23 protein-coding genes are annotated in these 24,399 nt (G+C 61.8%); 7 read left to right on the top strand and 16 right to left on the bottom strand.

The features are described 5' to 3' along the window. Positions 1 to 7: 7 nt before the first annotated feature. From GTP46_RS18505 to gyrA, 13 genes are all read right to left on the bottom strand, one after another. A complete protein-coding gene (locus GTP46_RS18505) occupies positions 8 to 1,381 on the bottom strand; it encodes a UDP-glucose dehydrogenase family protein (protein WP_161008112.1) in 1,374 nt (457 codons plus the stop codon). Between the two features lie 13 nt (positions 1,382 to 1,394). Further along, complete coding sequence (gene lapB / locus GTP46_RS18510) at positions 1,395 to 2,570, bottom strand: lipopolysaccharide assembly protein LapB (protein ID WP_161008113.1); 1,176 nt, start codon at positions 2,568 to 2,570, stop codon at positions 1,395 to 1,397. Positions 2,571 to 2,598: 28 nt separating this feature from the next. Further along, positions 2,599 to 2,901, bottom strand: a complete 303-nt coding sequence (locus GTP46_RS18515; protein WP_161008114.1) for a LapA family protein — start codon at positions 2,899 to 2,901, stop codon at positions 2,599 to 2,601. 106 nt (positions 2,902 to 3,007) lie between these two features. Continuing rightward, entirely contained in the window at positions 3,008 to 3,313 is a 306-nt protein-coding gene (locus GTP46_RS18520; RefSeq protein ID WP_072787195.1) for an integration host factor subunit beta, read from the bottom strand. A 10-nt stretch (positions 3,314 to 3,323) separates the two neighbouring features. Continuing rightward, the gene (rpsA, locus tag GTP46_RS18525; protein ID WP_161008300.1) at positions 3,324 to 5,000 is read right to left on the bottom strand and encodes a 30S ribosomal protein S1; all 1,677 of its coding nucleotides are present in this window, start codon (positions 4,998 to 5,000) and stop codon (positions 3,324 to 3,326) included. Positions 5,001 to 5,075: 75 nt separating this feature from the next. Beyond that, positions 5,076 to 5,744, bottom strand: coding sequence for a (d)CMP kinase (gene cmk / locus GTP46_RS18530; RefSeq protein ID WP_161008115.1), 669 nt, complete (start codon positions 5,742 to 5,744; stop codon positions 5,076 to 5,078). A gap of 5 nt (positions 5,745 to 5,749) precedes the next feature. Next, the gene (aroA, locus tag GTP46_RS18535; protein ID WP_161008116.1) at positions 5,750 to 7,063 is read right to left on the bottom strand and encodes a 3-phosphoshikimate 1-carboxyvinyltransferase; all 1,314 of its coding nucleotides are present in this window, start codon (positions 7,061 to 7,063) and stop codon (positions 5,750 to 5,752) included. Position 7,064: 1 nt separating this feature from the next. After that, on the bottom strand, positions 7,065 to 7,982 hold the full coding sequence (locus GTP46_RS18540; protein WP_202414340.1) for a prephenate dehydrogenase: 918 nt from the start codon (positions 7,980 to 7,982) through the stop codon (positions 7,065 to 7,067). Beyond that, positions 7,982 to 9,094: a histidinol-phosphate transaminase gene (hisC, locus tag GTP46_RS18545; RefSeq protein ID WP_161008117.1), complete on the bottom strand. Its 1,113-nt coding sequence runs from the start codon at positions 9,092 to 9,094 to the stop codon at positions 7,982 to 7,984. The genes GTP46_RS18540 and hisC overlap by 1 nt, the downstream gene beginning before the upstream one ends. Before the next feature lie 17 nt (positions 9,095 to 9,111). After that, positions 9,112 to 10,185, bottom strand: coding sequence for a prephenate dehydratase (pheA, locus tag GTP46_RS18550; RefSeq protein ID WP_161008118.1), 1,074 nt, complete (start codon positions 10,183 to 10,185; stop codon positions 9,112 to 9,114). Between the two features lie 2 nt (positions 10,186 to 10,187). Beyond that, positions 10,188 to 11,276, bottom strand: coding sequence for a 3-phosphoserine/phosphohydroxythreonine transaminase (gene serC / locus GTP46_RS18555; protein WP_161008119.1), 1,089 nt, complete (start codon positions 11,274 to 11,276; stop codon positions 10,188 to 10,190). 19 nt (positions 11,277 to 11,295) lie between these two features. Then, on the bottom strand, positions 11,296 to 11,844 hold the full coding sequence (locus GTP46_RS18560) for a DUF2059 domain-containing protein (protein WP_161008120.1): 549 nt from the start codon (positions 11,842 to 11,844) through the stop codon (positions 11,296 to 11,298). A 96-nt stretch (positions 11,845 to 11,940) separates the two neighbouring features. Beyond that, the gene (gene gyrA, locus GTP46_RS18565; protein WP_161008121.1) at positions 11,941 to 14,586 is read right to left on the bottom strand and encodes a DNA gyrase subunit A; all 2,646 of its coding nucleotides are present in this window, start codon (positions 14,584 to 14,586) and stop codon (positions 11,941 to 11,943) included. Between the two features lie 408 nt (positions 14,587 to 14,994). On the opposite strand from gyrA, the gene ompA reads away from it, so the two are divergent. After that, on the top strand, positions 14,995 to 15,711 hold the full coding sequence (gene ompA / locus GTP46_RS18570; protein ID WP_161008122.1) for an outer membrane protein OmpA: 717 nt from the start codon (positions 14,995 to 14,997) through the stop codon (positions 15,709 to 15,711). A gap of 78 nt (positions 15,712 to 15,789) precedes the next feature. On the opposite strand, the gene GTP46_RS18575 is transcribed toward ompA, so the two are convergent. Further along, positions 15,790 to 16,815, bottom strand: a complete 1,026-nt coding sequence (locus tag GTP46_RS18575) for an RpnC/YadD family protein (protein WP_161008123.1) — start codon at positions 16,813 to 16,815, stop codon at positions 15,790 to 15,792. 88 nt (positions 16,816 to 16,903) lie between these two features. Between GTP46_RS18575 and ubiG the strand changes: the two genes are divergently transcribed. The 4 genes from ubiG to GTP46_RS18595 all read left to right on the top strand — a co-directional run bounded on the left by ubiG (position 16,904) and on the right by GTP46_RS18595 (position 20,624). Next, the gene (gene ubiG, locus GTP46_RS18580) at positions 16,904 to 17,605 is read left to right on the top strand and encodes a bifunctional 2-polyprenyl-6-hydroxyphenol methylase/3-demethylubiquinol 3-O-methyltransferase UbiG (protein WP_161008124.1); all 702 of its coding nucleotides are present in this window, start codon (positions 16,904 to 16,906) and stop codon (positions 17,603 to 17,605) included. 2 nt (positions 17,606 to 17,607) lie between these two features. After that, positions 17,608 to 18,294 carry an HAD family hydrolase gene (locus tag GTP46_RS18585; protein ID WP_161008125.1) on the top strand — a complete coding sequence of 229 codons (687 nt, stop codon included), beginning with the start codon at positions 17,608 to 17,610 and terminating at the stop codon, positions 18,292 to 18,294. Between the two features lie 83 nt (positions 18,295 to 18,377). After that, entirely contained in the window at positions 18,378 to 19,406 is a 1,029-nt protein-coding gene (locus GTP46_RS18590; protein WP_161008126.1) for a hypothetical protein, read from the top strand. Positions 19,407 to 19,520: 114 nt separating this feature from the next. Further along, complete coding sequence (locus tag GTP46_RS18595; RefSeq protein ID WP_161008127.1) at positions 19,521 to 20,624, top strand: hypothetical protein; 1,104 nt, start codon at positions 19,521 to 19,523, stop codon at positions 20,622 to 20,624. On the opposite strand, the gene GTP46_RS18600 is transcribed toward GTP46_RS18595, so the two are convergent. Next, complete coding sequence (locus GTP46_RS18600) at positions 20,621 to 21,892, bottom strand: O-acetylhomoserine aminocarboxypropyltransferase/cysteine synthase family protein (RefSeq protein ID WP_161008128.1); 1,272 nt, start codon at positions 21,890 to 21,892, stop codon at positions 20,621 to 20,623. The two genes, GTP46_RS18595 and GTP46_RS18600, sit on opposite strands and share 4 nt — an antisense overlap. A gap of 140 nt (positions 21,893 to 22,032) precedes the next feature. Between GTP46_RS18600 and GTP46_RS18605 the strand changes: the two genes are divergently transcribed. Next, a complete protein-coding gene (locus GTP46_RS18605) occupies positions 22,033 to 22,905 on the top strand; it encodes an RNA polymerase sigma-70 factor (protein WP_161008302.1) in 873 nt (290 codons plus the stop codon). Positions 22,906 to 22,993: 88 nt separating this feature from the next. Further along, a complete protein-coding gene (locus GTP46_RS18610; RefSeq protein WP_202414341.1) occupies positions 22,994 to 23,455 on the top strand; it encodes a carboxymuconolactone decarboxylase family protein in 462 nt (153 codons plus the stop codon). On the opposite strand, the gene GTP46_RS18615 is transcribed toward GTP46_RS18610, so the two are convergent. Beyond that, positions 23,452 to 24,351, bottom strand: coding sequence for a LysR family transcriptional regulator (locus tag GTP46_RS18615; RefSeq protein WP_161008129.1), 900 nt, complete (start codon positions 24,349 to 24,351; stop codon positions 23,452 to 23,454). The two genes, GTP46_RS18610 and GTP46_RS18615, sit on opposite strands and share 4 nt — an antisense overlap. Positions 24,352 to 24,399 lie beyond the last annotated feature (48 nt).

Below are 24,399 nucleotides of genomic sequence, written 5' to 3' on the forward strand. Positions count from 1 at the left end.
GGCCTCGTTAAGTGCGGGTCAAAATCGAACGGCCGATGCCGTGGTATTCAAACGCCGCTTCCGCCATCACTGCCGGCTCGAACAGGTTACGGCCGTCGAAGATCACGGCCTGCTTCAAAGCCGCCTTGATCTGGTCGAAGTCCGGGCTGCGGAAGGCCTTCCATTCGGTGACGATGACCAGCGCCTCGGCATCGGTCAGCGCATCTTTCGGGCTGGCGGCAAAGCGCACGCGCGCCAGTTCGGACGGCGTCAGGTCAAGCGCCAGCACACGCTTGGCTTCCGCCATCGCCACCGGATCGTACACCGCCACCGTGGCGCCGGCGTCCAGCAGCTGGCGCAGCAGCACGCGCGACGGCGCTTCGCGCATATCGTCGGTATTCGGCTTGAAAGCCAGGCCCCACACCGCAAAGTGCTTGCCGCTCAAGTCCGCGCCAAAACGCTGGACGACCTTCTGGCCCAGCACCAGCTTCTGCTTGTCATTAACCGCTTCCACCGCGCGCAGGATCAGCAGGTCTTGCGAGTACTGGCGCGCGGTGCGCTCCAGCGCCTGCACGTCTTTCGGGAAGCACGAACCGCCGTAGCCGGCGCCAGCGTACAGGAAGCTATGGCCGATGCGCGGATCGGAGCCGATGCCGTGGCGAACCGCCTCGATATCGGCGCCCACCTGGTCGGCCAGGTTGGCCATCTCGTTCATGAACGAGATGCGGGTCGCCAGCATGGCGTTGGCCGCGTACTTGGTGAACTCCGCCGAGCGCACGTCCATCCAGAAAGTGCGCTCGTGATTGCGGTTGAACGGCGCGTAGAGCTTCTTCATCTTGGCGGCCGCTTTTTCGCCTTCAGCCGAATTGTCATGGCCGATGACGATGCGGTCCGGGCGCATGAAGTCTTCCACCGCCGCGCCCTCTTTCAGGAACTCCGGATTCGACACCACCGAGAAGCTGGCTGCAGGATCGCCTGCGCGCGCCGCCAGCTCTTCACGCAGGGCCGCGCTGACGCGGTCCGCCGTGCCCACCGGCACCGTCGATTTGTCGACGATGACCTTGAAGCCGGTCATGTGCTTGCCGATGTTGCGGGCCGCAGCCAGCACATACTGCAAGTCGGCCGAGCCATCTTCATCGGGCGGCGTGCCGACCGCGATGAACTGCACTTCGCCGTGCGCCACCGAGGCCGCAACGTCGGTCGAGAACTGGATACGGCCGGCGGCGCGGTTGCGCGCCACCACTTCTTCCAGGCCCGGTTCGTGGATCGGGATGCCGCCGTTATTCAGCAGGTCGATCTTTTTCTGGTCGACGTCGAGGCAGAACACGTCGTTGCCCAGCTCCGCCAGGCAAGCGCCCGTAACCAGACCTACATAGCCAGTACCGATGATGGTGATTTTCATGATGGTGCTCTTTTCAATTCATTACGTTTAATTCTTCGGTGCGGCGCGGCGGGTAAGTCTCCCACTTGCTGCAGCCCGGGCATTGCCAGTAGAACTGGCGCGCCTTGAAGCCGCAGTGGCTGCACTGGTAGCGTGCCAGCTTTTGCGTGTAGCTGTGCACCAGGTTCTTCACCATCGACAGCTCCGGCATCACCGCCGCCGGCGCGTCCATCAGGCGTGCTTCCAAAAATTTGTCCAGTCCCAGCAAGGTCGGCGTGCGGCGCAGCTGTTCGCCGACCAATTGCTTGGCCGCTTCCACGCCATCCAGCTCCAGTACCGCCTTGTACACCACTTCCACCAGATCGATGGAAGATGCTTGCTCAAGATAGGATTTCAAGAGGTTGACGCCTTCTTGCGGCCGGCCCACCTTGCGGTAGCCGTCCATCAAACGCGGCGCCACCAGCGCCACGTGCGGCACGCTGATTTGTTCGACGCGGCGCCAGGTCAGCAGCGCGCCTTCAAGGTCGCCCTGCGCCAGCTGGGCGTCGCCGGTCAGCAAGGTAGCGCGCACATTGACACGGTCCGCTTGCAGCGATTTATCCAGCAGCGCCAAGGCTTGTTCCGGATGCAGGTGCACCAGCGCGTCCTGCGCCAGCTCGCAGTAGAACTGGGCGATTTCCTTCTGGCGCGAACCGGCGCCTGCTTCTTGCAGGCCGATCGCCGCCTCAATCGCGCGCGGCCACTCCTTCTCGCGCTGGAAAATCTCCAGCAGCGCGCGGCGCGCCTGCGCCGCGTAAGTGCCGTTGAGCAGCGAGTTAAAGGTCTCTTCGGCGCGGTCCAGCAGGCCGGCCTTCAGGTAGTCCATGCCCAGCTCATACTGCGCGTGCTCCTTCTGCTCCTGCGGCAGGTCGGGCCGCGCCAGCAGGTTCTGGTGCACGCGAATGGCGCGTTCGGTCTCGCCGCGGCGGCGGAACAGGTTACCGAGCGCGAAGTGCATCTCAGCCGATTCCGGATCGAGGCGGACGATTTCGATAAATGCGTCGACCGCCTTGTCCGGCTGGTCGTTAAGCAAGAAGTTCAGGCCCTTGTAATAGCCACGCGGCAGGGTGCGCGATTCCGACAGCAGCTGGCGGATATCGACCCGCGCCGCGACCCATCCCAGGCCAAAGAAGACCGGGATGCCCAGTAACCACCAGAGTTCAAATTCCATGCTAATTCTGTGTCATTGTTATTGTTAATTATTGTGTCGGCACGCTGTCCGGCTGCGGCGGTTGATTCGCCTGCAGGGCCGACGCTTGCAGCGTGTGGACGGCGGCCTTGTGCTTGTTAGCTTCGCGGCGGTGGCGGAATACCGTCGGCGTCAGCGCCAGCACGCCGAGTACGGCGCCGGCCACAAAAAAGCCCAGCAGCATCAGCACCAGCGGGCCACGCAGCTCGTAGTGCAGGAACAGTTGCAGATCGACTTCCTGCGAGTTCTTCAGCGCGAAGCCGAAAAACAAGACGAAGATGATGAAGCCTATGAGGGTGGAGATGAATTTCATCAGCCAAAGTCCTGTGGAGTAGTTCCGAGAGCGCCAGTATCGCACCTCGGGCAACAAAAAAAAAGCGGCATCCCGAAGGACGCCGCTTTTGTAACTATGGAATGCTTCAGTCCTCGATGATCGGTTGCCCGACCATCGCGTCAACCCGCTCGCGCAATTGCTTGCCTGGCTTGAAGTGCGGCACCCGTTTTTCCGGCACCATCACCTTGTCGCCCGACTTCGGGTTGCGCCCGATGCGTGGTGGCCGGCTGTTGAGGGCAAAGCTGCCAAAACCGCGGATCTCGATGCGCTGACCCGTCGACAAAGCGTTGGTCATCGCATCCAGGATGGTTTTGACGGCATATTCCGCATCTTTGGCCACCAGCTGAGAGTAACGCTCAGCCAGACGGTTAATCAGTTCGGACTTAGTCATCGACTAGTTCTTAGTTCTTGTTGTCCAGCTTAGCTTTCAGCAGTGCGCCCAGGCTGGTGGTGCCCGAAGCAGCGTTGCTGTCCGAAGCGATGTTTTTCATCGCTTCAGCGGTGTCAGCCGAATCTTTCGCTTTGATCGACAGCTGGATCGAACGTGCTTTACGGTCGATGTTGATCACCAGCGCTTCGACGGCATCGCCGACTTTCAGGTGGGTGCCAGCATCTTCCACGCGGTCACGCGAGATTTCCGAAGCGCGCAGGTAGCCTTCAACTTCTTCCGACAGTTGGATCACGGCGCCTTTAGGCTCTACCGATTTCACGGTACCGTTCACCAGCGAACCTTTGTCGTTCATGGCGGCGAAGTTGTTGAATGGATCACCTTCCAGTTGCTTAACGCCCAGGGAAACGCGCTCACGCTCAACGTCGATCGCCAGCACCACGGCTTCCAGTTCGTCACCTTTTTTGAACTTGCGTACGGCTTCTTCGCCGGACTCGGTCCACGACAGGTCGGACAGGTGTACCAGGCCGTCGATGTTGCCAGCCAGGCCGATGAACACGCCGAAGTCGGTGATCGATTTGATCGCGCCGCGGACTTTGTCACCCTTCTTGTGGGTGACGCCGAAGTCGTCCCATGGGTTAGCTTTGCACTGTTTCATGCCCAGCGAAATACGACGACGCTCTTCGTCGATTTCCAGAACCATCACTTCTACTTCGTCGCCCAGTTGGACAACTTTGTTAGGAGCGACGTTTTTGTTGGTCCAGTCCATTTCGGAAACGTGTACCAGACCTTCGATACCTTGTTCCACTTCAACGAACGCACCGTAGTCGGTCAGGTTGGTGACTTTACCGAACAGGCGGGTGCTCTGTGGGTAGCGACGCGACAGACCGGTCCATGGGTCATCGCCCAGTTGCTTCACGCCCAGCGAAACACGGTTCTTCTCTTGATCGTACTTCAGGACTTTTGCGGTGATTTCTTGACCAACGGTCAGTACTTCCGATGGGTGACGCACACGACGCCATGCCAGATCGGTGATGTGCAGCAGGCCGTCGATGCCGCCCAGATCCACGAACGCGCCGTAGTCGGTGATGTTTTTCACAACGCCGGTCACGACCGTGCCTTCTTTCAGCGTTTCCATCAGTTTCTGACGCTCTTCGCCCATCGAAGCTTCGATGACAGCGCGGCGGGACAGAACGACGTTGTTACGCTTGCGGTCCAGTTTGATAACTTTGAATTCGAGGGTTTTGCCTTCGAATGGGGTGGTGTCTTTCACCGGACGGGTGTCAACCAGCGAACCCGGCAGGAAGGCGCGGATGCCGTTGGTCAGAACGGTCAGGCCGCCTTTGACTTTGCCATTGACGGTACCGACGACGATCTCGCCCGATTCCATAGCTTTTTCCAGTGCCAGCCACGACGCCAGACGCTTGGCTTTGTCGCGCGACAGGATGGTATCGCCGAAACCATTTTCCAGCGATTCGATGGCCACGGAAACGAAGTCACCTACTTTGACTTCCAGTTCGCCTTGGTCATTCTTGAATTCTTCAACAGGGATGAATGCTTCCGATTTCAGGCCGGCGTTGACGATCACGAAGTTGTGATCCAGACGAACGACTTCAGCCGAGATCACTTCGCCCGAACGCATGTCTTGACGCGACAGGGATTCTTCGAAGAGGGCTGCAAAACTTTCCATATTAGACATTGTATTTCCAGGTTACCAGTAAGGCCCGCGGACTGCGGCTTCAACTGGGTTAGGTTAATAAAGAGGCTACTTTACTACCGAGGCGTACCATGCCAGCACCTGATCGACCGCTTGATCAGCAGTCATTTCAGAGGTATCGAGCACCAGTGCACCTTCTGCTGGGGCCAGCGGCGCGATGGCCCGGTTTGTATCCCGGTCGTCCCGCGCCTGCAAATCCACCAGTAGGTCTTGCATATTAGCAGAAAATCCCTTGTCGATCAATTGCTTATAGCGGCGCCCGGCACGGGCCGCTACGGAGGCCGTCAAAAACACCTTGAGCGGGGCGTGCGGGAAGATCACCGAGCCCATGTCGCGGCCGTCCGCCACCAGGCCGGGCGCCTTGCGGAAACCCAGTTGCAGCCCCACCAGCGCGTGGCGCACGGCCGGGAACGTGGCGATCTTGGAGGCGGTGTTACCCACCTCCTCGGCGCGGATCGCGTCAGTGACGTTTTCATGCGACAGGATGATATCGCCGCCCTGGAAACTGCAATGCAGGTGCTCGGCCAGCTTGGCCAGCGCGTGTTCGTCGGTGAGATCGGTGTCGCGGCGCAGCGCCGACAGCGCGGTCAAGCGATACAGGGCGCCCGAGTCCAGGTAATGGAAGCCGAGCTTATCGGCAACGCGATGTGCGACCGTGCCCTTGCCGGATGCGGTAGGGCCGTCGATGGTGATGACTGGAATCTGGGAAGTTGGCATATCAGTTATTTTGCGATTTCTGCAAACGCTTTAAAGTATTCAGGGAAAGTCTTGTTGACGCATTTCGGATCGTTGATGCGCACCGTGGCGCCCTTGCGCGCCGCGCCATCCAGCGAAGTCAGCGAGAAGCACATGGCCATGCGGTGATCGTCGTAAGTATCGATGGTAGCAGGCGTCAGCGCGGCCGGCGGCGTGACCTTGATGTAGTCCGGGCCCTCTTCCACGATGGCGCCAACCTTGCGCAGTTCGGTCGCCATGGCGGCGATGCGGTCGGTTTCCTTGACGCGCCAGCTGGCGATATTGCGCAGCGTCGACGGGCCGTCGGCGTACAGTGCGGCGATGGCGATGGTCATGGCCGCATCCGGGATGTGGTTGAAGTCGGCATCGATGGCTTTCAGCACGCCGCTGCTGCGCGCTTCGATCCAGTTGTCGCCCATGGTGATCTGCGCGCCCATCTGCTCCAGTGCGGCGGCAAAGCGCACGTCTCCCTGGATGCTGTCCTTGCCCACACCCTCCACGCGCACCGGACCGCCAGCAATCGCGCCAGCCGCCAGGAAGTAGGACGCCGACGACGCGTCGCCCTCAACGTGAATCGTGCCCGGCGACTGGTAGATCTGGCCCGGCTGGATGGTGAACGACTCCCAGCCGGTCTGTTCAACCTTGACGCCAAAGCGGCGGATCAGGTTCAGCGTGATTTCGATATACGGCTTGGAAATCAGTTCGCCAATCACGTCGATGGTGATCGCATGGTCTTGGGCCATCAGCGGCGCCACCATCAGCAGCGCCGTCAGGAACTGGCTCGACACATCGCCGCGCACCGACAGGCGCTCGGTGGTGATCTTGCCTTGCTTGATGTGCAGCGGCGGGAAGCCCGGATTACCGGTGTATTCAACATTGGTGCCGGCGGCGTTGAGCGCGTCGACCAGATCGCCGATCGGGCGCTCGTGCATGCGCGGCACGCCGTGCAGCGTGTAGTCGCCGCCGATCACCGCCAGCGCTGCGGTCAGTGGACGGATTGCGGTGCCGGCGTTGCCCATGAAGAGATCCGCCGATTTATCCGGCAGCACGCCAGCCACGCCGGTGACGTGGTGGATGGTGCCGGTAGCGGTTTTCTCTTCGGTCCATTGCACGCCGAGGGCGCGCAGCGCGGCCAGCATCACGGCGGTGTCGTCGGAGGCCAGCAGGTCAACGATGGCAACCTGCCCTTGCGACAGCGCGGACAGCAGCAGGATGCGGTTGGAGATCGATTTGGAGCCCGGCAGGCGCACAGCGCCTTGCACGTGAGGGACCGTTTGCAGGTCGATGAATTCATGAGTCATATTAGTCAGCCTTATCTTGCGATGGTGGCGCTTCGGCCGTCTCGATCGCGGTTATCCATTGGTGGCGGGCGTGTTGGGCGTTGCTGTAGACGCGTTCCAACCCTGCGCCGTCGCCGGCGGCCAGTTGGGCGCGCAGCGCGGCCAGTTGCGCCATGTAGGCATCCAGTTCGGTCAGCAGGGCCGATTGGTTGGCCAGGCTGATATCGCGCCACATTTCCGGCGACGAGCCGGCGATGCGGGTGAAATCGCGGAAGCCGCTGGCGGCGTACTGGAACAGCAAGTCGGCATGCGGTTTCTTCGCGACGTCGTCTACCAGCGCGTAGGCCAGCAGGTGCGGCAGGTGGCTGACAGCGGCGAACACTTTGTCGTGTTCTTCCGGCGACAGGCGGTGGATGATGGCGTGGCAGGCGCGCCATACCAGGGCCACGCGCTCGACGTCTTCGGCGGTGTTTTCCGGCAGCGCAGTGATCACCACCTTCTTGCCGACATACAGATCGTCGATGGCCGCATCCGGGCCGTTGGTTTCGCGGCCGGCGATAGGATGGCCCGGCACGAACTGCGCCACCTTGTCGCCTAGCGCGCGGCGTGCTGCGGCCACCACGTCGGACTTGGTGCTGCCCGCATCGGTGACGACAGTGCCGGCTTGCAGATGCGGCGCAATCGCCACCAGAATCGCCTCGGTCTGCGCGACCGGCGCGGCCAGCAGCACCAGGTCCGCGCCGTGCAGCGCATCAGCCAACGACGCCGGCTCGCTCGCCACGGCTATCGCGTCAACGATGCCCAGCTCCAGCGCGCGCGCCATCGATGCAGCCGAACGACCGACGCCGACGATGGTCCGCACCGCGCCGGCTTTCTTCAGCGCGCGCGCGAAGGAGCCGCCGATCAGGCCAACGCCAAAAATAACGACTTTGTTCAGCATTACTCCGCCAATGCTTTCGCCAGCGCCGCGATGAAGACTGCATTCTCCTGCGGCAGGCCGATGGAAATGCGCAGCCACTCCGGCAAGCCGTAATTGCCGACCGGGCGCACAATCACGCCTTGCTTCAGCAAGGACAGATTCACACGCGCACCAGCGCCAGCGTCGCTGCCGACCTTCACCAGCACGAAGTTACCGTACGACGGCACATACTCAAGGCCCATCTGCTCGAAGGCCTCAACGAACTGCTGGTAGCCAGCCGCGTTATTGGCTGCGCTCTGCTTCAGGAATTCCTTGTCGTTCAGCGCCGCGATGGCCGCCGCCTGCGCCAGCGAATTCACATTGAACGGCTGGCGAATACGGTTCATCAGATCCGTCAACGCCGGCTGCGCAATCGCGAAGCCTACGCGCAAACCTGCCAGGCCATACGCCTTCGAGAAGGTACGCGAGACCAACAGGTTAGGATATTTCTTCACCCACGCTGCCGACTCAAACTGATTTTCTTCGGACAGGAATTCGTTGTACGCCTCATCCAACACCACCACCACGTGCGCCGGCACCTTGGCTACAAACGCCTCAATCTCCGCCGCCGGAATGAAGGTGCCAGTCGGGTTATTCGGATTGGCGATGAACACCAGGCGCGTATCTTCACGAATCGCCGCCAGCATGGCCGGCAGGTCATGGCCATGCGCCTTGGCTGGCACCACGATGTGCTGCGCGCCCACGCCCTGCGTCGCCAGCGCATACACCGCGAACGAATACTGCGCATACACGATTGATTGGCCGCGCTCCACAAACGCATGCGCGGCGATTTCCAGGATATCGTTGGAGCCGTTGCCCAGCGTGATCCAGTCCGCCGGCACGTCATAGCGCTTGGCCAGCGCGCCCTTCAAATCAAAGCCGTTGGCGTCCGGATAGCGCCCCAACTCCGCCACCGCAGCGGCCATCGCCTGCTGCGCCGATGCCGGCACGCCGAACGGATTCTCGTTCGACGCCAGCTTCACAATGGTCGCCTCATCAAGGCCGAATTCACGCGCGACTTCCGAAATCGGTTTGCCGGCCTGGTATGGTGCGATGGCGCGGACGTATTCCGGGCCGTAGTTCTTGCTGCTCATGTTCTCTCTCTTCGAAATCAGGTCAGGCTGACAGGGTAGGAACCCAGCACCTTGAAGAATGCGGCGTTGCCTTGCAGCTCATCGAGCGCCTTGGCGACAGCGGGATCCTGCACATGGCCTTCGACGTCGACGTAGAAGTAGTACTCCCACGTGCCGGTGCGCGCCGGGCGCGATTCGAAGCGCGTCATCGATACGCCATGCTGCGCCAGCGATCCAAGCAGGCGATAAATCGAACCGGCCTTGTGCGGCGCCGCCAGTGCCAGCGAGGTACGGTCCTCGCCCGACGGGCCAGCGTGCAGCGAGCCAATCACCGCAAAGCGCGTGCGGTTCGACGGGTCGTCCTGAATATTGGCCTTCACGGTCCCGAGGCTGTAACGCACGCCTGCGCGCTCGCCAGCGATGGCCGCCAGCGAGTGATCGTCACGCGCCATGCGCGCTGCTTCCGCATTCGACGATACCGCGCGGCGTTCGAGGTCCGGATAGTTATTATTCAACCAGATCTGGCACTGCGCCAGCGCCTGCGCATGCGCGCAAATCGCCGTGACGCCTTCCATATTGCCGGTGCCGGTCAGCAGGCTGTGACGCACCGCGATCGACACTTCACCGCTGATGGTCAGCGGCGTATGCAGCAGCAGGTCCAGCGTGCGGCCGATGGCGCCTTCGGTCGAATTTTCAACCGGCACCACGCCGAATTCCGCCGTCCCTGCTTCGGTAGCGCGGAACACTTCATCAATCGACGAGCAAGGCAGCACATCCACCGCCGTGCCGAATTGCTGGTACACGGCTTGTTCGCTATAGGTGCCGGCAGGGCCAAGGAAGGCCACGGTCACGCGCTTCTCCAGCGAGCGGCAAGCGGACATGATTTCGCGCCAGATAGTTTGCAGCTCGCTGTTGCCCATCGGGCCAGGATTGCGCTCCGCCACGCCGCGCAGCACTTGCGCCTCACGTTCAGGGCGGAACACCGGCGCACCGGTTTCGGCTTTTACATGGCCTACTTCCTGCGCCACTTTGGCGCGCTGGTTCAGCAGGTCCAGAATCTGCGCGTCGATCGAGTCGATCTGTTCGCGCAATGGTTTGAGTTTATCGTTCATGGTTATCGGCCAGCGAATTCGTTCAAGTAGTCTACGAGCGCTTGCACGCCCTCGATAGGCATCGCGTTATAGATCGATGCGCGCATACCGCCGACGGACTTGTGGCCCTTCAGTTGCAGCAGGCCGCGCGCTTTGGCGCCGGCCAGGAATGCTTCGTTCTTGCTTTCGTCCTTCAGGTAGAAGGGCACGTTCATGCGCGAGCGGTTAGCCGGCGCAACACGGTTCTGGTAAAAATCATCGGCGTCGAGCGCCGCGTACAGCAGTTCCGCCTTGGACTTGGCGCGCTGCTCCATCTCGGCCACGCCGCCCTGCTGCTTCAGCCACTGGAACACCAGGCCGGCAATGTAGATGCCGTAGGTAGGCGGCGTGTTGTACATCGATTCGTTATCGGCCACCAGCTTGAAGTCGAACGCCGATGGGCAGACCGGCAGCGCCTTGCCCAGCAAGTCGTCGCGAATAATCACGATGGTGACGCCGGCCGGGCCGATGTTCTTCTGCGCGCCGGCAAAGATCACGCCGTACTTGGCGACGTCGATCACGCGCGACAAAATGTGCGAGGACATATCGGCCACCAGCACGCGATCGGCAAAGCGCGCATCGCTGAAATCCGGCTGGTACTCAACGCCGTCGATGGTCTCGTTGGTGCACATGTGCAGGTAAGCCGCGCCGGCCGCTGGCGTCAGCTGCCATTCGGCTTGCGGCGGCACCGCCGTGGTATTCGACGCGGCGGTATTCACCTTGGCGTATTTGCCGGCTTCCTTGATGGACTTGGCCGACCACGAACCGGTGTGAATGAAATCGATGGTTGCGCCTTCAGGCTTGTGGCCCAGCAGGTTCAACGGAATCAGGGCGTTCTGCGACAGACCGCCGCCCTGCATGAACAAAATCTTGTAATTGTCCGGCACTGCCAGCAGCTCGCGCAGATCGCGCTCGGCCGCCTTGTAAATCGACATAAACTCCGGTCCGCGGTGGCTCATCTCCATCACCGACATACCGCTGCCATGCCAGTCCAGCATTTCAGCAGCAGCTTGCGCCAGCACTTCCTTCGGCAGTACCGCAGGGCCGGCGGAGAAGTTAAAGATTTGAGTCATTGCGTTCCTTGTGATGATATTAGGGTTTGGGCTGGTTATTCAGGGCCGCGCTAATGCGGCGAGCCATGATCTGCTGCCCCATGCGCATGCTCTCGCCCATCAGCTTCGGCATGGCAGCCAGCATGCGTTCGCCCAGCGGCGTGCGGTAGAACGCGGAGATCTGATGCAGCTCATCGACGGTAAAGGTGTTGGCCCAGACCGGGATGGTTTCGGCGATGATGTCGTCGACCAGCGTCGGATCGTTCAGGGTAGCCTGGATACGCTCGACCCGGGCCGGCAGTTCCGCTTCCATCTTGATGATAGCGGCCTGCTTATCCTGGTCGCTCATGCGCGGATCGTTCTTGATCACCGTCTCGGCCGAATTATGGATCGCCGTCGCCATCCCCTGCGACATCTGCTGCAGCGCATTGGTCATGGTGGCGCGGTACTTCATGGAGTCGAACATCTCCTTGGCCGCCGCGATCGCGGCCGGATCGGGTGCTGGCCCTTGGGCCGGAGCCTCGGCAAACGCCGGCGTGGCGCTAGCCAGCACCAGAGAGGCCACTACTGAAGCGAGAATTTTTTTCATGCCAGTGTCCTATAAATAAAAACGGGGCCAGTCTGCGCCGCATTACGCGACAGACATGGCCCCGCTGGTCCGGGCTTGCGCCCGGCTTGCTCAACCTTACTCGGCTGCTGCGTCGTCCGGCTTGGAATCCGGGCCCGGTTCCAGCTCGACTTCATCGATATCGGTTTCCACCACGCGCTGCAGGCCAGACAGCTTGGTGCCGTCCTCCACGGCGATCAGGGTCACGCCCTGGGTCGCGCGGCCCATCTCGCGGATTTCTGATACGCGGGTGCGTATCAGCACGCCGCCGGTGGTGATCAGCATGATCTCGTCGGTCGAATCCACCAGCGTTGCCGCCACCACGCGGCCATTGCGTTCCGAAGTCTGGATCGCAATCATGCCCTTGGTGCCACGGCCGTGACGGGTGTACTCGGTGATCGGAGTACGCTTGCCGAAACCATTCTCGGTGGCGGTCAGCACCGACTGCTGCTCGTTCTCTGCCACCAGCAGCGCGATCACGCGCTGGCCTTCGTCGAGGTTCATGCCGCGCACCCCGCGGGCGTTACGGCCCATCGGACGCACGTCGTTCTCGTCGAAGCGCACGGCTTTGCCGGCGTCGGAGAACAGCATCACATCGTGTTCGCCATCGGTCAGCGCAGCGCCGATCAGGAAGTCGCCTTCGTCCAGGTCGACCGCGATGATGCCGGCCTTGCGTGGATTGCTGAAGTCTTTCAGCGGCGTTTTCTTCACGGTGCCCAGGCTGGTGGACATGAAGACGTAGTGGTCTTCAGGGAAGGTGCGGTTCTCGCCCGACAGCGGCAGGATCACCGTGATCTTCTCGTTGTCCGCCAACGGGAACATGTTGACGATAGGCTTGCCGCGCGAGTTACGCGAGCCTTGCGGTACTTCCCATACCTTCAGCCAGTACATGCGGCCACGGTCGGAGAAGCACAGGATGTAATCGTGCGTATTGGCGATGAACAGCTGGTCGATCCAATCTTCTTCCTTGGTCGCCATCGCTTGCTTGCCACGGCCGCCGCGTTTCTGCGCGCGATATTCGCTGATCGGCTGCGCCTTCATGTAACCGGTGTGCGACAAGGTCACCACCATGTCTTGCGGCGTGATCAGGTCTTCGGTATTCAGGTCGCTGGCGTTGTGCTCGATGTTGGAACGGCGTGGATCCTTGGTTGGATCGCCGAACTCGCCCACCATCGAGGTCATTTCGTCGGTGATGATGGTGGTCACGCGGGCCGGCTTGGACAGGATGTCCAGCAGGTCGGCGATTTCGGCCATCACGTCCTTGTACTCGTTGACGATCTTGTCCTGTTCCAAGCCGGTCAGGCGTTGCAGGCGCATCTGCAGAATCTCTTGCGCCTGGTCGTCGGACAGCTTGTACATGCCATCTTGCTGCATGCCGTAGTGTTTCGGCAGGTGTTCCGGACGGAAGGCGTCGATGCCGCCAGCCGTCGGGCCTTCGCCGGTACGGGCCAGCATCTCGCGCACCAGCGAGGAATCCCACGAACGGTCCATCAGGGCGCTCTTTGCCAGCGGTGGCGTTGGCGCGGCCTTGATGATGGCGATGAAGTCGTCGATGTTGGCCAGAGCCACCGCCAGGCCTTCCAGCACGTGGCCGCGTTCGCGCGCCTTGCGCAGTTCGAACACGGTACGGCGCGTTACCACTTCGCGGCGGTGCGACAGGAAGCACGACAGCATTTCCTTCAGGTTCAGCAGCTTAGGCTGGCCGTCGACCAGCGCCACCATATTCATGCCGAAGGTGTCTTGCAACTGGGTCTGCTTGTACAGATTGTTCAGCACCACTTCTGGTACTTCGCCGCGTTTCAGCTCGATCACCACGCGCATGCCCGATTTGTCGGACTCGTCGCGGATGTCGGAAATGCCTTCCAGCTTCTTGTCGCGCACGTTTTCAGCGATGCGCTCCAGCAGCGATTTCTTGTTGACCTGGTAAGGCAGCTCGTCCACGATGATGGCGGTGCGGCCGCCGTCCTTGCCGTACTCTTCGTAGTGGGTCTTGGCGCGCATGACCACGCGGCCACGGCCGGTGCGGTAGCCATCGCGCACGCCCGAGACGCCGTAGATGGTGCCGCCGGTCGGGAAGTCTGGCGCCGGGATCAGTTCGATCAGTTCATCGATCGTGCATTCCGGGTTGTTCAGCACGTGCAGCGCGCCGGCAATCACTTCATGCAGATTGTGCGGCGGAATGTTAGTGGCCATACCCACCGCGATACCGGACGAACCGTTGATCAGCAGGTTGGGAATGCGGGTCGGCAGGACGGTTGGTTCTTTTTCCTTGCCGTCGTAGTTGGGCTGGAAGTCGACCGTGTCCTTGTCGATGTCGGCCAGCAGTTCGCTGGAAATCTTGTCGAGGCGGCACTCTGTGTAACGCATTGCTGCAGCGCCGTCGCCGTCGACCGAGCCGAAGTTACCCTGGCCGTCGACCAGCATGTAGCGCAGCGAGAAGTCCTGCGCCATCCGCACCAGCGTGTCGTAAATCGAGGCGTCGCCGTGCGGGTGGTACTTACCCATGGTCTCACCCACCACACGGGCGCATTTGACGTAAGGACGGTTCCACACGTTGTTCATTTCGTGCATCGAGTACAGGACGCGGCGGTGTACAGGCTTCAGGCCGTCACGCACATCCGGCAAGGCGCGGCCGACGATCACGCTCATGGCGTAATCGAGGTAGCTCTTGCGCATCTCTTCTTCGAGGGAAATCGGGATTGTTTCTTTTGCGAATTGATCCATTGGCCGGTCGTTTTACTGTGGTTTGTTGAGCCTCTCCCAAGAGACAGGCAAGCGTACGATTTTAGCATGGGCGCACGGCAACTAGCGGAAAACCGCAGTAGCCCAGCATCCATGCGGTGTCGCGTGCGTGTAGCGCTAGTAACAACTTGTAATATTCATGACACATTACTCAATTATTATCGACAATCACGTTGCAACAAAACAACATTTTGGTTGAACGCGAAAAGCCGCCATGTTGAAGCGATTTAAACGACTTTCATCGCTTGTGGCAAAATGGACGAGAAGTCAATTGCTTGAATCACAAGCGGAAAACGAGGCTGACGCCCCTGCGTGGTAGAATTCGCCCCACGCAAAGAACTCGCCGCGCAGTTTTCTGCAGATAGACATCACCCCGAAAGGAAGAAAAATATGAAAAAACTGATTTCGATGCTGGCCATCTCGGCTGCATTTGCCGGCTCCGCCATTGCGCAGACCGCACCAACCGCGCCACCGTACGCTCCAGTCACCCAGGACATCAAAGCTGCCACCCCGAAAAGCGCCTACGTGCAAGATGCACGCGGCGTGATCGCGCGCGATCCGTTCGGCCTGTGCTGGCGCACCGGCTACTGGACCCCGGCTGACGCCGTGCCAGGTTGCGATCTTCCGATCTGCGTTGAGCCAGAGAAGCTGGAAAACGGCAAGTGCGTAGCACCGCCGCCACCACCAGCCGCGCCTGCTCCAGCACCGGCTCCAGCACCAAAACCAGCCCCAGTGCCAGTACCAGTGCCAACCGCACAAAAAGTGAGCTTCGCCGCTGACGCCTTCTTTGACTTCGACAAGTCGGTCCTGAAACCAGAAGGCAAAGCCAAGCTGGACGATCTGACCTCGAAACTGGGTTCGATCAACCTGGAAGTCATCATCGCCGTTGGCCATACTGACTCGGTGGGCTCGGATGAGTACAACCAGAAGCTGTCGGTACGCCGCGCTGAAGCCGTCAAAGCCTACATCATCTCGAAAGGCGTAGAAGCCAATCGCGTGTACACCGAAGGCAAAGGCGAGAAGCAACCTGTAGCGGATAACAAAACCGCCGAAGGCCGCGCTAAAAACCGCCGTGTAGAAATCGAAGTGGTCGGCACCAGCAAATAATTGCTAGCGTTCCACTGAGGAAGGCCTCCGTCAGCCTGAGCGCGCTCAAGATCGCGCTCAGTGCAGACGGGGGCTTTTTTATTTAAAGACTTGTTTGAGCGACTGCGCCGTCACCGACGCATCGGTCCAGGCCTCCACTTGTACCACGCTGGCCTTGGCCAGCTTTTTTCGCATAGCTTGCGACAGCGGCCCAAACCGCTGCACCAGAACCCGCTCCAGCACCGCCGCACCTCCTTCCGCGCGCCCCTGTTCCAGTCCTTGTTCCAGTCCTTGTTCTAGTCCTTGTTCTATTCCTTGTTCCAGCCCCTGCTTCAGGCCTTGCTTCAGACCTTGCTTGATACCTTTCTTGATGTAGTCATCAACGATGAGTTGTTCCAATGGGTTAAGCAATCTCATTTCGTGCTCCTTTTCCAAGCGAAGGGCGGTCCGCCAGAAACGCCGCTCAAGCGGCTCAGGCAAGCTCATCATCCAGTTGACCGCATTGAATAACACGATTATGCGCCTCGGCTTCCAGTTATGCTGAAACAGGAGCCGTGTCAGGTGCAGCTTGGCCGCATAGCGTTTGTCCGGGTCATGATGAGTCTGCTGCGTAAGGTAGTGAGCCAGCGATAGCCAGGCAATCGGATCGTGCGAGGCCTCCAGCGCAGCGATATCGGCGGCATAATCGAGCAGCTTGGCGGTAGTAAAAGCGAATGTCCTGCCTTCCATGCGCTGGCGGAAGCTGCGCGGCCGCCAGTTGGGATCCGCATCGGCCAACAAGACCAAACTGATAACTGGCAGGCCGAACGCCTTGCCAATCCGGTAGTTATAGTCATGTACACGCCGCGCCAGTGCAGCATCGTACTGCGCCTGGATTTCGATATGAACCAGCACCTTCCGCTGGCGGCCGACGCGCAAACAAACCTCCACCACCAGGTCAGCCACCATGACATCCGGCGCGGCGCCGAACCCAGCCAACTCCTTGTCGCGGAAGCGCGGCCGTTGCCGCCAGTCGATGCGGGCGCTGAAGTCCGGAAAGTAGAAATCCATAAAGGGATGGACAGCATGCGTCACCGCTGCTTTCCAGGGCAAGTCGTAACAGGCTGGTGGGACGGGATTCGACATGCACCCAGTCTGCCGTCGCCTCACGGCCGGCCCTATGACAAAATGCAAAGCGGGTTAAAATAGCGCATTCACTTTTGCATAAGAAAACATGAACGCTGATCCATTAGAACTGCAAAAATTCGCCGAACTCGCGCACCGCTGGTGGGACCCGACCTCTGAGTTCCGTCCGCTGCACGAGATTAACCCGCTGCGCCTGGAGTGGATCAACGCGCGCGCGCCGCTGGCCGGCAAGAATGTGATCGACATCGGCTGCGGCGGCGGCATCCTGTCGGAATCGATGGCGCGCAAGGGCGCCACCGTCACCGGCATCGACCTCGGCGAAAAAGCCCTGAAAGTGGCTGACTTGCACTCGCTGGAATCGGGCGTGCAAGTGCGCTACAAGCTGATCGCCGCCGAAGAGATGGCCGCGCAGGAAGCCGGCCAATACGACGTCGTCACCTGCATGGAAATGCTGGAGCACGTGCCAGACCCGGGCGCCATCGTGCGCGCCTGCGCCGCGCTGGTGAAGCCGGGCGGCCACGTGTTCTTCTCGACCCTGAACCGCAATCCGAAAGCTTACCTGTTTGCCGTGATCGGCGCCGAGTACATCCTGCGCATGCTACCAAAAGGCACGCACGACTACGAGAAATTCATCACCCCATCCGAGCTGTCGCAGTTCATCCGCAGCGCCGGGCTGGAAGTGCAAGGCTTCAAGGGCATGGGCTACAACCCGCTGACCAAGATTTACTCGCTCAACGACGACACCAGCGTCAACTACCTGGTGGCAGCGCGCCGTCCACTGGAAGTCTGAACATGAGCACGCCGAACGCCCCGCGCGCCATCCTGTTCGACCTCGACGGCACCCTGGCCGACACCGCGCCCGACCTGGCCGCCGCCGTCAACCTGCTGCGCACCGTACGCGGGCTGGAACCGACCGCCTACGACATCCTGCGCCCGACCGCCTCGGCCGGCGCGCGCGGCATGATTGGCGCCTCCTTCGGCCTGGCGCCGGAGGACGACGGCTACGCCGAACTGCGCGACGGCTTCTTCAGCAACTACGAAGCGGCGATGGCTGTGCACAGCGGCCTGTTCGACGGCATCACCACGCTGCTGGACGGCATCACGGCGGCCGGCCCGCAATGGGGCATCGTCACCAACAAGCCGAAGCGCTTCACCGATCCGCTGCTGCCGCAGATCGGCCTGGCCCACGCCGCCTGCGCCATCTCCGGCGACACCACGCCACACGCCAAGCCCCACCCGGCGCCGCTGTTGGAAGCGGCGCGCCGCCTCCAGCTGGCGCCGCAAGACTGCTGGTACGTGGGCGATGACGTGCGCGACATTCAGGCCGGCCGTGCCGCCGGCATGCTGACCATCGCCTGCGGCTGGGGCTATTGCGGCCCCGTCGAGCCGCAACATTGGCAGGCCGACTATGTGTTCCAGCAACCGGCCGAGCTGCTTGCCCTGCTGCAACAGGCCCACGCCACTGATTCCGTTGTATAGACGAATCACTGCATCGCTTTTTAGTTGCCGCGTGGAAAAAATGGGTATAGGCTCGCAGCCATACTCATCCACTCAGGCGCAACATGACTACCTTGCAGCCGGCTGCCCAAACCCCGCAGCCAAACGCCGATTCCCTCCTTTCGCTGCCGCAGCGCACCGCTGCGCCGCAGAGCTGGATGGTGCGCGTTAGCGACGCCAAGTACTACTGGTACGACCTGGCCGCCGGCATTGCCGACAAGCCCGACATCCGCGACCCGATCGGCCGCTACATGCGCCGCATGCAGTTCGAGCTGGACGCCACCGCTGAGCAGCGCCACCTGTTCTTTGCCGTCACCCGCCCGCGCGTGCGCTTCGACGTGGCCGGCATGGTGCAGTGGGGCTTCTTCTCGCTCAAGCTGACCCTGCCGCTGCTGCTGGGTGTGGAACAGGCCAAGGACCACATCACGGTCGAACTCAAGGTACCGTTCGCGGCCACCATGAAAAAGCCCAGCGTGACCCTGACCGAGCATTTCATCAGCCTCAACTGGGGCGGCCTGGTGGAAGTATTTTCCGTGCACGACCTGCTGCAAACTTACGCCCACACCCTCAAGCTGCCCAGCAAGGTGGCCTACGTCGGCCAGACCCGCGATCCGGACGGCCGGCTCGGCAAAGGCCGCCTGCCGGCCATGCACAAGGTGCGCGCCCAGTTCGGCGACGACTACGACACCTTGCTGCTGGTACTGGGCACTACGGTGGAAGTCAGCTGCGCCGAAGGCGACCCGGCCGATCACGAGCTCAACGCCCACCCGCAGGCGGCCGACGCCCTGCACGCCGAGCGCAGCGACATGATCGAAGCGGCGCTGATCCGCTACTTCGAAGGCAGCAATCCGCGTCTGCACGGCACCGAGGAACGCCAGCAGCGCAGCGAGCGCGTGGTCGCAGTGCAGGCGGCCAACCACCTGGTGCAATACACCATCGACCTTGAGTTACCCGAGATCGGCTACTACAACCACCTGTGTTCGGAATTCGTCAGCTCGGCGCGCCGCCATTTGCTCAGCTGTTTCATCGCCGATGGCCAGGCACAAGTTGCGCCCATGCCACTCCCCGCAGCCGCCAAGGGTAACAAGGCCTGAGTAGTGTTACATTGAGATGCTTTATTGCTTTCGGGGCAGGTTTCCACATGGAAATATCGCGCCGCAGGCACTATAATCCACCTCACTATGACACTTGGACCTGGAGCACGCACGATGAGCAATGACGACGACGATTATCCCGATCCGTCGCCGGAAGAGCTGGGCATAGGTGCGCTGTTCGACGAAGCGCCCGAGCCGTTCCACGACCTGATTGCGCCGCCGCCCGACGCCATGGAAGAGTTGCTGCCGCTGATGCCGCAGCGCAGTGCCGCGCCGCAGACCTGGGTGGTCACCGTGGCCGATGCCAAATTCCACTGGTACGACCTGATCGCCGGTTTCCCGGAAGTGCCGGACATCCGCGACCCGGTCGGCCGCCACCTGCGCCGCATGCAGTTCGACCTTGAGGCAACCTGCGAAAAGCGCCTGATCTACTTTGCCGTCAACCGCCCGCGCGTGCGTTTTGACACGTCGCGCAGCACCAGCTGGGGCTTCTTCTCGCTGAAGCTGACGGTGCCGCTGCTGGTGGGGCCGGAAGAGAAAAAAGATACGCTCACCATCGAGCTGACGGTGCCGTTTGCGGCCACGCTGAAAAAGCCGTCGGTGGTGCTGACCGACCGCTTCCTCACTCTCAACTGGGGCGGCCTGGTCGAGGCGCTGTCGATTCACGACGTGCTGCAGCAGTATGAGAACGACCTCGAATACAAGACCGAGGTGCAATACGTCGGCCAGACCAAGGACCCGCTGGGCCGCCTGGCGCGCGCGCGCCTGACGCCGGTACAGCGCGTGCACCAGAAGTTCAGCGAAGACAACGACATGCTGCTGCTGATCCAGCGCTTCAATGTCGAGGTGATGTCGGACGACGGCGACCCGGCCGAGCTGGAAGTTAATCAGAATCCAGTGGCGGCCGACATGCTGCTGAAGGACCGCATCGATGTCATCGAGTGCGCCCTGATCCGCTACTTCGAAGGCCCGGAAATGCACGGCCGCAGCGACAAGGAAGCCGAGGTGCGCAAGCAGCGCCTGCGCGAGGTGCAGGCGTCCAATAACCTGGACAGCTTCCGCATCGACCTGCGGCTGGAAGACGCCGGCAAGTACCACGACCTGGCCTCGCGCCACGCCAGCCTGTCGCGCAACCACATCATCGACTGCACGCTGTCGGACGGCAACGTCTTCGTCACCCGCGTGCCGGACAAACCGGCCAAGCCCGGCAAGTCTTAAACTGCCGCCAGCGCCTGTTCGAGGTCGGCCAGCAAATCGTCGCTGTGCTCGATGCCGATCGACAGCCGCACCGTATCCACCGTCACCCCCGCCTTGGCCAGTTCTTCCTCGTTAAGCTGGCGGTGGGTGGTCGACGCCGGATGGCAGGCCAGCGACTTGGCGTCGCCGATATTCACCAGCCGCGTGAACAGCTTAAGCGCATCCTGGAAGCGCGCGCCGCCCTCTACCCCGCCCTCTACGCCAAAGGTCAGCACACCGGACGGTCGGCCGCCGAGATATTTGCGCGCCAGCGCGTAGTCGCGATGGTCTTCCAGCCCGGCGTAATTGACCCACTTGACCTTGGCGTGGCGCTTCAGGAAATGCGCCACTTTGCTGGTGTTTTCGACGATGCGTTCCAGCCGCAGCGCCAGCGTCTCGATCCCCTGCAAAATCAGGAAGGCGTTGAACGGCGACAGCGCCGCACCGGTATTCCGCAATGGCACCACGCGTGCACGGCCGATGTAGGCAGCCGGGCCCAGTGCGTCGGTGTAGACCACGCCGTGGTAGGACACGTCCGGCTCGTTGAGGCGCTTGAAACGCTCCTTGTGCTGCGCCCACGGGAACTTGCCGGAATCAACAATCGCGCCGCCGATCGAAGTGCCGTGGCCGCCCAGGTATTTGGTCAGCGAGTGCACCACAATGTCGGCGCCGTGCTCGATCGGGCGCAGCAGGTAAGGCGTGGCCACGGTGTTGTCGACGATCAGCGGCACGCCGTGCGCGTGGGCGACGGCAGCGATCGCTGCGATGTCGGTGATGTTGCCGAGCGGGTTGCCGATCGATTCAATGAACACGGCCTTGGTGCGCTCGTCGATCAGCTTGGCAAACGACGCGGGATCGCGCGCATCGGCAAAGCGGGTAGTGATGCCGAACTGCGGCAGCGTGTGGGCGAACAAGTTGTAGGTGCCGCCGTACAGCGTAGCGGCGGAAACAATGTTGTCGCCGGCTTCGGCGATGGTCTGGATGGCGTAGGTAATGGCCGCCTGCCCCGACGCCAGCGCCAGCGCGCCAATGCCGCCCTCCAGCGCCGCCACCCGTTCTTCCAGCACATTCTGGGTCGGGTTCATGATGCGGGTGTAGATATTCCCCTGCACTTTCAGGTCAAACAGGTCGGCGCCGTGCTGGGTGTCGTCGAAGGCGTAGGCCACGGTCTGGTAAATCGGCACCGCCACGGCGCGCGTGGTCGGGTCCGGGCTGTAGCCGCCGTGGACGGCGATGGTTTCCAGTTTCATGCTGTCTCCTTGTTGGTTGGTGCAGCCAACGGTAGCGGGAATCGGCGCGCATGGCCACGAATGATTCCAAAAAAGCAAATGCGCAATCTGGATAAGCTATGCTGTCACAAACCGCGCGGCTGGCGCGTCTTGGATGGATGATGAGCGACACCTCCACTTTTACCGCGCTGCGAGCGCGCCTGTTTTCGATTGCCTACCGCATGCTGGGCACCCGCGCCGATGCCGAGGACGTGGTGCAGGACGCCTGGCTGCGCTGGCAAGCCAGCGACCGCGACGCTGTGCAATCGGCCGAGGCCTGGCTGGTGACCATCACCACCCGCCTGGCTATCGACCGCCTGCGCACCCGCGCCAGCGAACGCGAGGCCTACGTCGGCTGGTGGCTGCCCGAGCCCATCGTCGAGCTGGACGAGCACACGCCGGAAAGCCACGCCGAGCTGGCTAGTGAAGTATCGATGGCCTTGCTGTGGGTGCTGGAGCGGCTGTCGCCGGAAGAGCGCGCGGCCTTTTTGATGCGGCAAGTGTTCGAGCACGATTACGCCGACATCGCCGCCATCCTCGGCAAGAGCGAGGCGGCCTGCCGGCAAATGGTGCATCGGGCGCAGGAGCGGGTGCAGCAGGACAAGCCGCGCTTCAACGTGCCGCAGGCGCAGCATCACGCGCTGCTCGGACGCTTCATCGCGGCGGCGCAAGTGGGCGACCGCAGCGCCATGAAAAGCATGCTGGCCGACGAGGTGCAACTGGTGGCCGACGGCGGCGGCAAGGTCAACTCCTACCTGCACATCTTGCACGGTGCCGGACGCGTGGCCGGCTCGTTCTGGTCGCTAGAGCACCAGTATCCGCAGCAAGTGGTGTACCGGCAGGCGCGCGTCAACGGCGGGCCGGGTCTGGTGCGCTATGTCGATGGCAAGCTGGAGTCGGCGCAGGCGTTTGTGATCGAGGGCGAGCGCATCGTCGCCGTGTTCATCGTGCGCAATCCGGACAAGCTGGTGGGCGTGCCGCAAACTATTTTCTAAAAGCGGTCACAAGCGGTGCGGATGGTCCGTCTTACAGGGTATGGAGGGCGCAATGGTGTGGCCTCCGCTTTCTCTGAGAGGCATCATCATGACCCAAGCTCGCATCCCCTTCTTCCAACTTGCGCCGGCCAACCTGCAGGCCATGATCGCGCTGTCCGGCTCCGTCAAAAAAAGCTCGCTCGGTTCGCGGCTGGTGGAGCTGATCAACTTGCGCGTCTCGCAAATTAATGGCTGCGGCGTGTGCGTCGATATGCACTGGCGCGACCTGATCAAGCAAGGCGCCGAACCGCGCCACCTGAACGCGCTGGCCGGCTGGCGCGAAGCGCCGTTCTTCAGCGCACTGGAACGCGCCGCGCTGAACTGGGCCGAAGCCGTCAACGCCCTGCCCCAGCGCCAGCCGAGCGACGACGATTTCGGGCAACTGACAGAACACTTCACCGACAATGAAATCGCCGAGCTGAGCTACGCCATTGCCGTCATCCGTGCCTGGAACGTGATCAACGCCAGCCTGCACAACCAGATTCCGGAAGTTCCGGCGCCGGGCTTCTAATCAAGGGCTGCAAACAACTCGGCGGCCCAGTCGATGAACACGCGCAGGCGGTTGCTGACGTAGCGGTTGGAGGGGAAGACGACGTAGAACGGATACGGTTCCGGCTGCCATTTGTCGAAGATGGGCACCAGCGCGCCACTAGTCAGGTGCGGTGCAGCGGCGTATTTGAAGGTCTGTATCACGCCCAGCCCGGCCAGGCCCGCGGCGACGTGGGCGGTGCTCTCATTCACGCCGACCGCGCGCGTGCCGTGGATTTCCAGTTTCTCGCGGCCCTTGGCGAAATTCAGCGGCAGGCTGCGGCCGGTGCGGGTCGATAAATAATGCGCGATGACGTGGCCTTCTTCCAGTTCTGACGGATGCTTGGGCATACCGTACTCGCGCAGGTAGGCCGGCGTGGCGCAGGTCACCCACGAAGCGCGGCCGATCTGGCGGCCGACCAGCGACAGGTCGGTCAAGGCGCCACCACGGATCACACAATCGATGTTATCGCCGATCAGGTTAACGTGCTTGTCGGAGACGCCCAGGTCGACCCGAATGTCCGGGTAGCGCGCCAGGAAGCCCGGCAAAGCTGGCAGCAGCACCATGCTGGCGGTCGAGCTGCCAGTGTCGATGCGCAGGTGGCCGCGCGGGCGCGACTGGGCGGTGCTGAAGCTGGCGTCCACATCGTCCAGCTCCTTCAGCAGGCGCTGGGTCTTCTCGTAATACTGCGCGCCCTCCGGCGTGACCGACACGCGCCGCGTGGTGCGCAACAACAGCTTCACGCGCAGGTGCGCTTCCAGTTGCTGGATCGCCTTGGTCAGGCTGGCATTGGGCATGCCCAGCGTGTCAGCCGCTTTGGTGAAGCTGCCCGCCTCCACTACGCGGGCAAAGGCGCGGATCGCCTGCAATTGGTCCATGTGGCCCCTCACTATTCACATATGGGAATAATCCATTTCGTTACAGCT

The sequence above is a fragment of the Duganella flavida genome, from assembly GCF_009857445.1.
GTDB lineage: Bacteria > Pseudomonadota > Gammaproteobacteria > Burkholderiales > Burkholderiaceae_D > Rugamonas > Rugamonas flavida.

Excerpts from the sequence above, each read along its gene's own strand:
- GTP46_RS18505 (WP_161008112.1), bottom strand. The coding sequence starts at position 1,381 with ATGAAAATCACCATCATCGGTACTGGCTATGTAGGTCTGGTTACGGGC.
- lapB (WP_161008113.1), bottom strand. The coding sequence starts at position 2,570 with ATGGAATTTGAACTCTGGTGGTTACTGGGCATCCCGGTCTTCTTTGGC.
- GTP46_RS18515 (WP_161008114.1), bottom strand. The coding sequence starts at position 2,901 with ATGAAATTCATCTCCACCCTCATAGGCTTCATCATCTTCGTCTTGTTT.
- GTP46_RS18520 (WP_072787195.1), bottom strand. The coding sequence starts at position 3,313 with ATGACTAAGTCCGAACTGATTAACCGTCTGGCTGAGCGTTACTCTCAG.
- rpsA (WP_161008300.1), bottom strand. The coding sequence starts at position 5,000 with ATGGAAAGTTTTGCAGCCCTCTTCGAAGAATCCCTGTCGCGTCAAGAC.
- cmk (WP_161008115.1), bottom strand. The coding sequence starts at position 5,744 with ATGCCAACTTCCCAGATTCCAGTCATCACCATCGACGGCCCTACCGCA.
- aroA (WP_161008116.1), bottom strand. The coding sequence starts at position 7,063 with ATGACTCATGAATTCATCGACCTGCAAACGGTCCCTCACGTGCAAGGC.
- GTP46_RS18540 (WP_202414340.1), bottom strand. The coding sequence starts at position 7,982 with ATGCTGAACAAAGTCGTTATTTTTGGCGTTGGCCTGATCGGCGGCTCC.
- hisC (WP_161008117.1), bottom strand. The coding sequence starts at position 9,094 with ATGAGCAGCAAGAACTACGGCCCGGAATACGTCCGCGCCATCGCACCA.
- pheA (WP_161008118.1), bottom strand. The coding sequence starts at position 10,185 with ATGAACGATAAACTCAAACCATTGCGCGAACAGATCGACTCGATCGAC.
- serC (WP_161008119.1), bottom strand. The coding sequence starts at position 11,276 with ATGACTCAAATCTTTAACTTCTCCGCCGGCCCTGCGGTACTGCCGAAG.
- GTP46_RS18560 (WP_161008120.1), bottom strand. The coding sequence starts at position 11,844 with ATGAAAAAAATTCTCGCTTCAGTAGTGGCCTCTCTGGTGCTGGCTAGC.
- gyrA (WP_161008121.1), bottom strand. The coding sequence starts at position 14,586 with ATGGATCAATTCGCAAAAGAAACAATCCCGATTTCCCTCGAAGAAGAG.
- ompA (WP_161008122.1), top strand. The coding sequence starts at position 14,995 with ATGAAAAAACTGATTTCGATGCTGGCCATCTCGGCTGCATTTGCCGGC.
- GTP46_RS18575 (WP_161008123.1), bottom strand. The coding sequence starts at position 16,815 with ATGTCGAATCCCGTCCCACCAGCCTGTTACGACTTGCCCTGGAAAGCA.
- ubiG (WP_161008124.1), top strand. The coding sequence starts at position 16,904 with ATGAACGCTGATCCATTAGAACTGCAAAAATTCGCCGAACTCGCGCAC.
- GTP46_RS18585 (WP_161008125.1), top strand. The coding sequence starts at position 17,608 with ATGAGCACGCCGAACGCCCCGCGCGCCATCCTGTTCGACCTCGACGGC.
- GTP46_RS18590 (WP_161008126.1), top strand. The coding sequence starts at position 18,378 with ATGACTACCTTGCAGCCGGCTGCCCAAACCCCGCAGCCAAACGCCGAT.
- GTP46_RS18595 (WP_161008127.1), top strand. The coding sequence starts at position 19,521 with ATGAGCAATGACGACGACGATTATCCCGATCCGTCGCCGGAAGAGCTG.
- GTP46_RS18600 (WP_161008128.1), bottom strand. The coding sequence starts at position 21,892 with ATGAAACTGGAAACCATCGCCGTCCACGGCGGCTACAGCCCGGACCCG.
- GTP46_RS18605 (WP_161008302.1), top strand. The coding sequence starts at position 22,033 with ATGAGCGACACCTCCACTTTTACCGCGCTGCGAGCGCGCCTGTTTTCG.
- GTP46_RS18610 (WP_202414341.1), top strand. The coding sequence starts at position 22,994 with ATGACCCAAGCTCGCATCCCCTTCTTCCAACTTGCGCCGGCCAACCTG.
- GTP46_RS18615 (WP_161008129.1), bottom strand. The coding sequence starts at position 24,351 with ATGGACCAATTGCAGGCGATCCGCGCCTTTGCCCGCGTAGTGGAGGCG.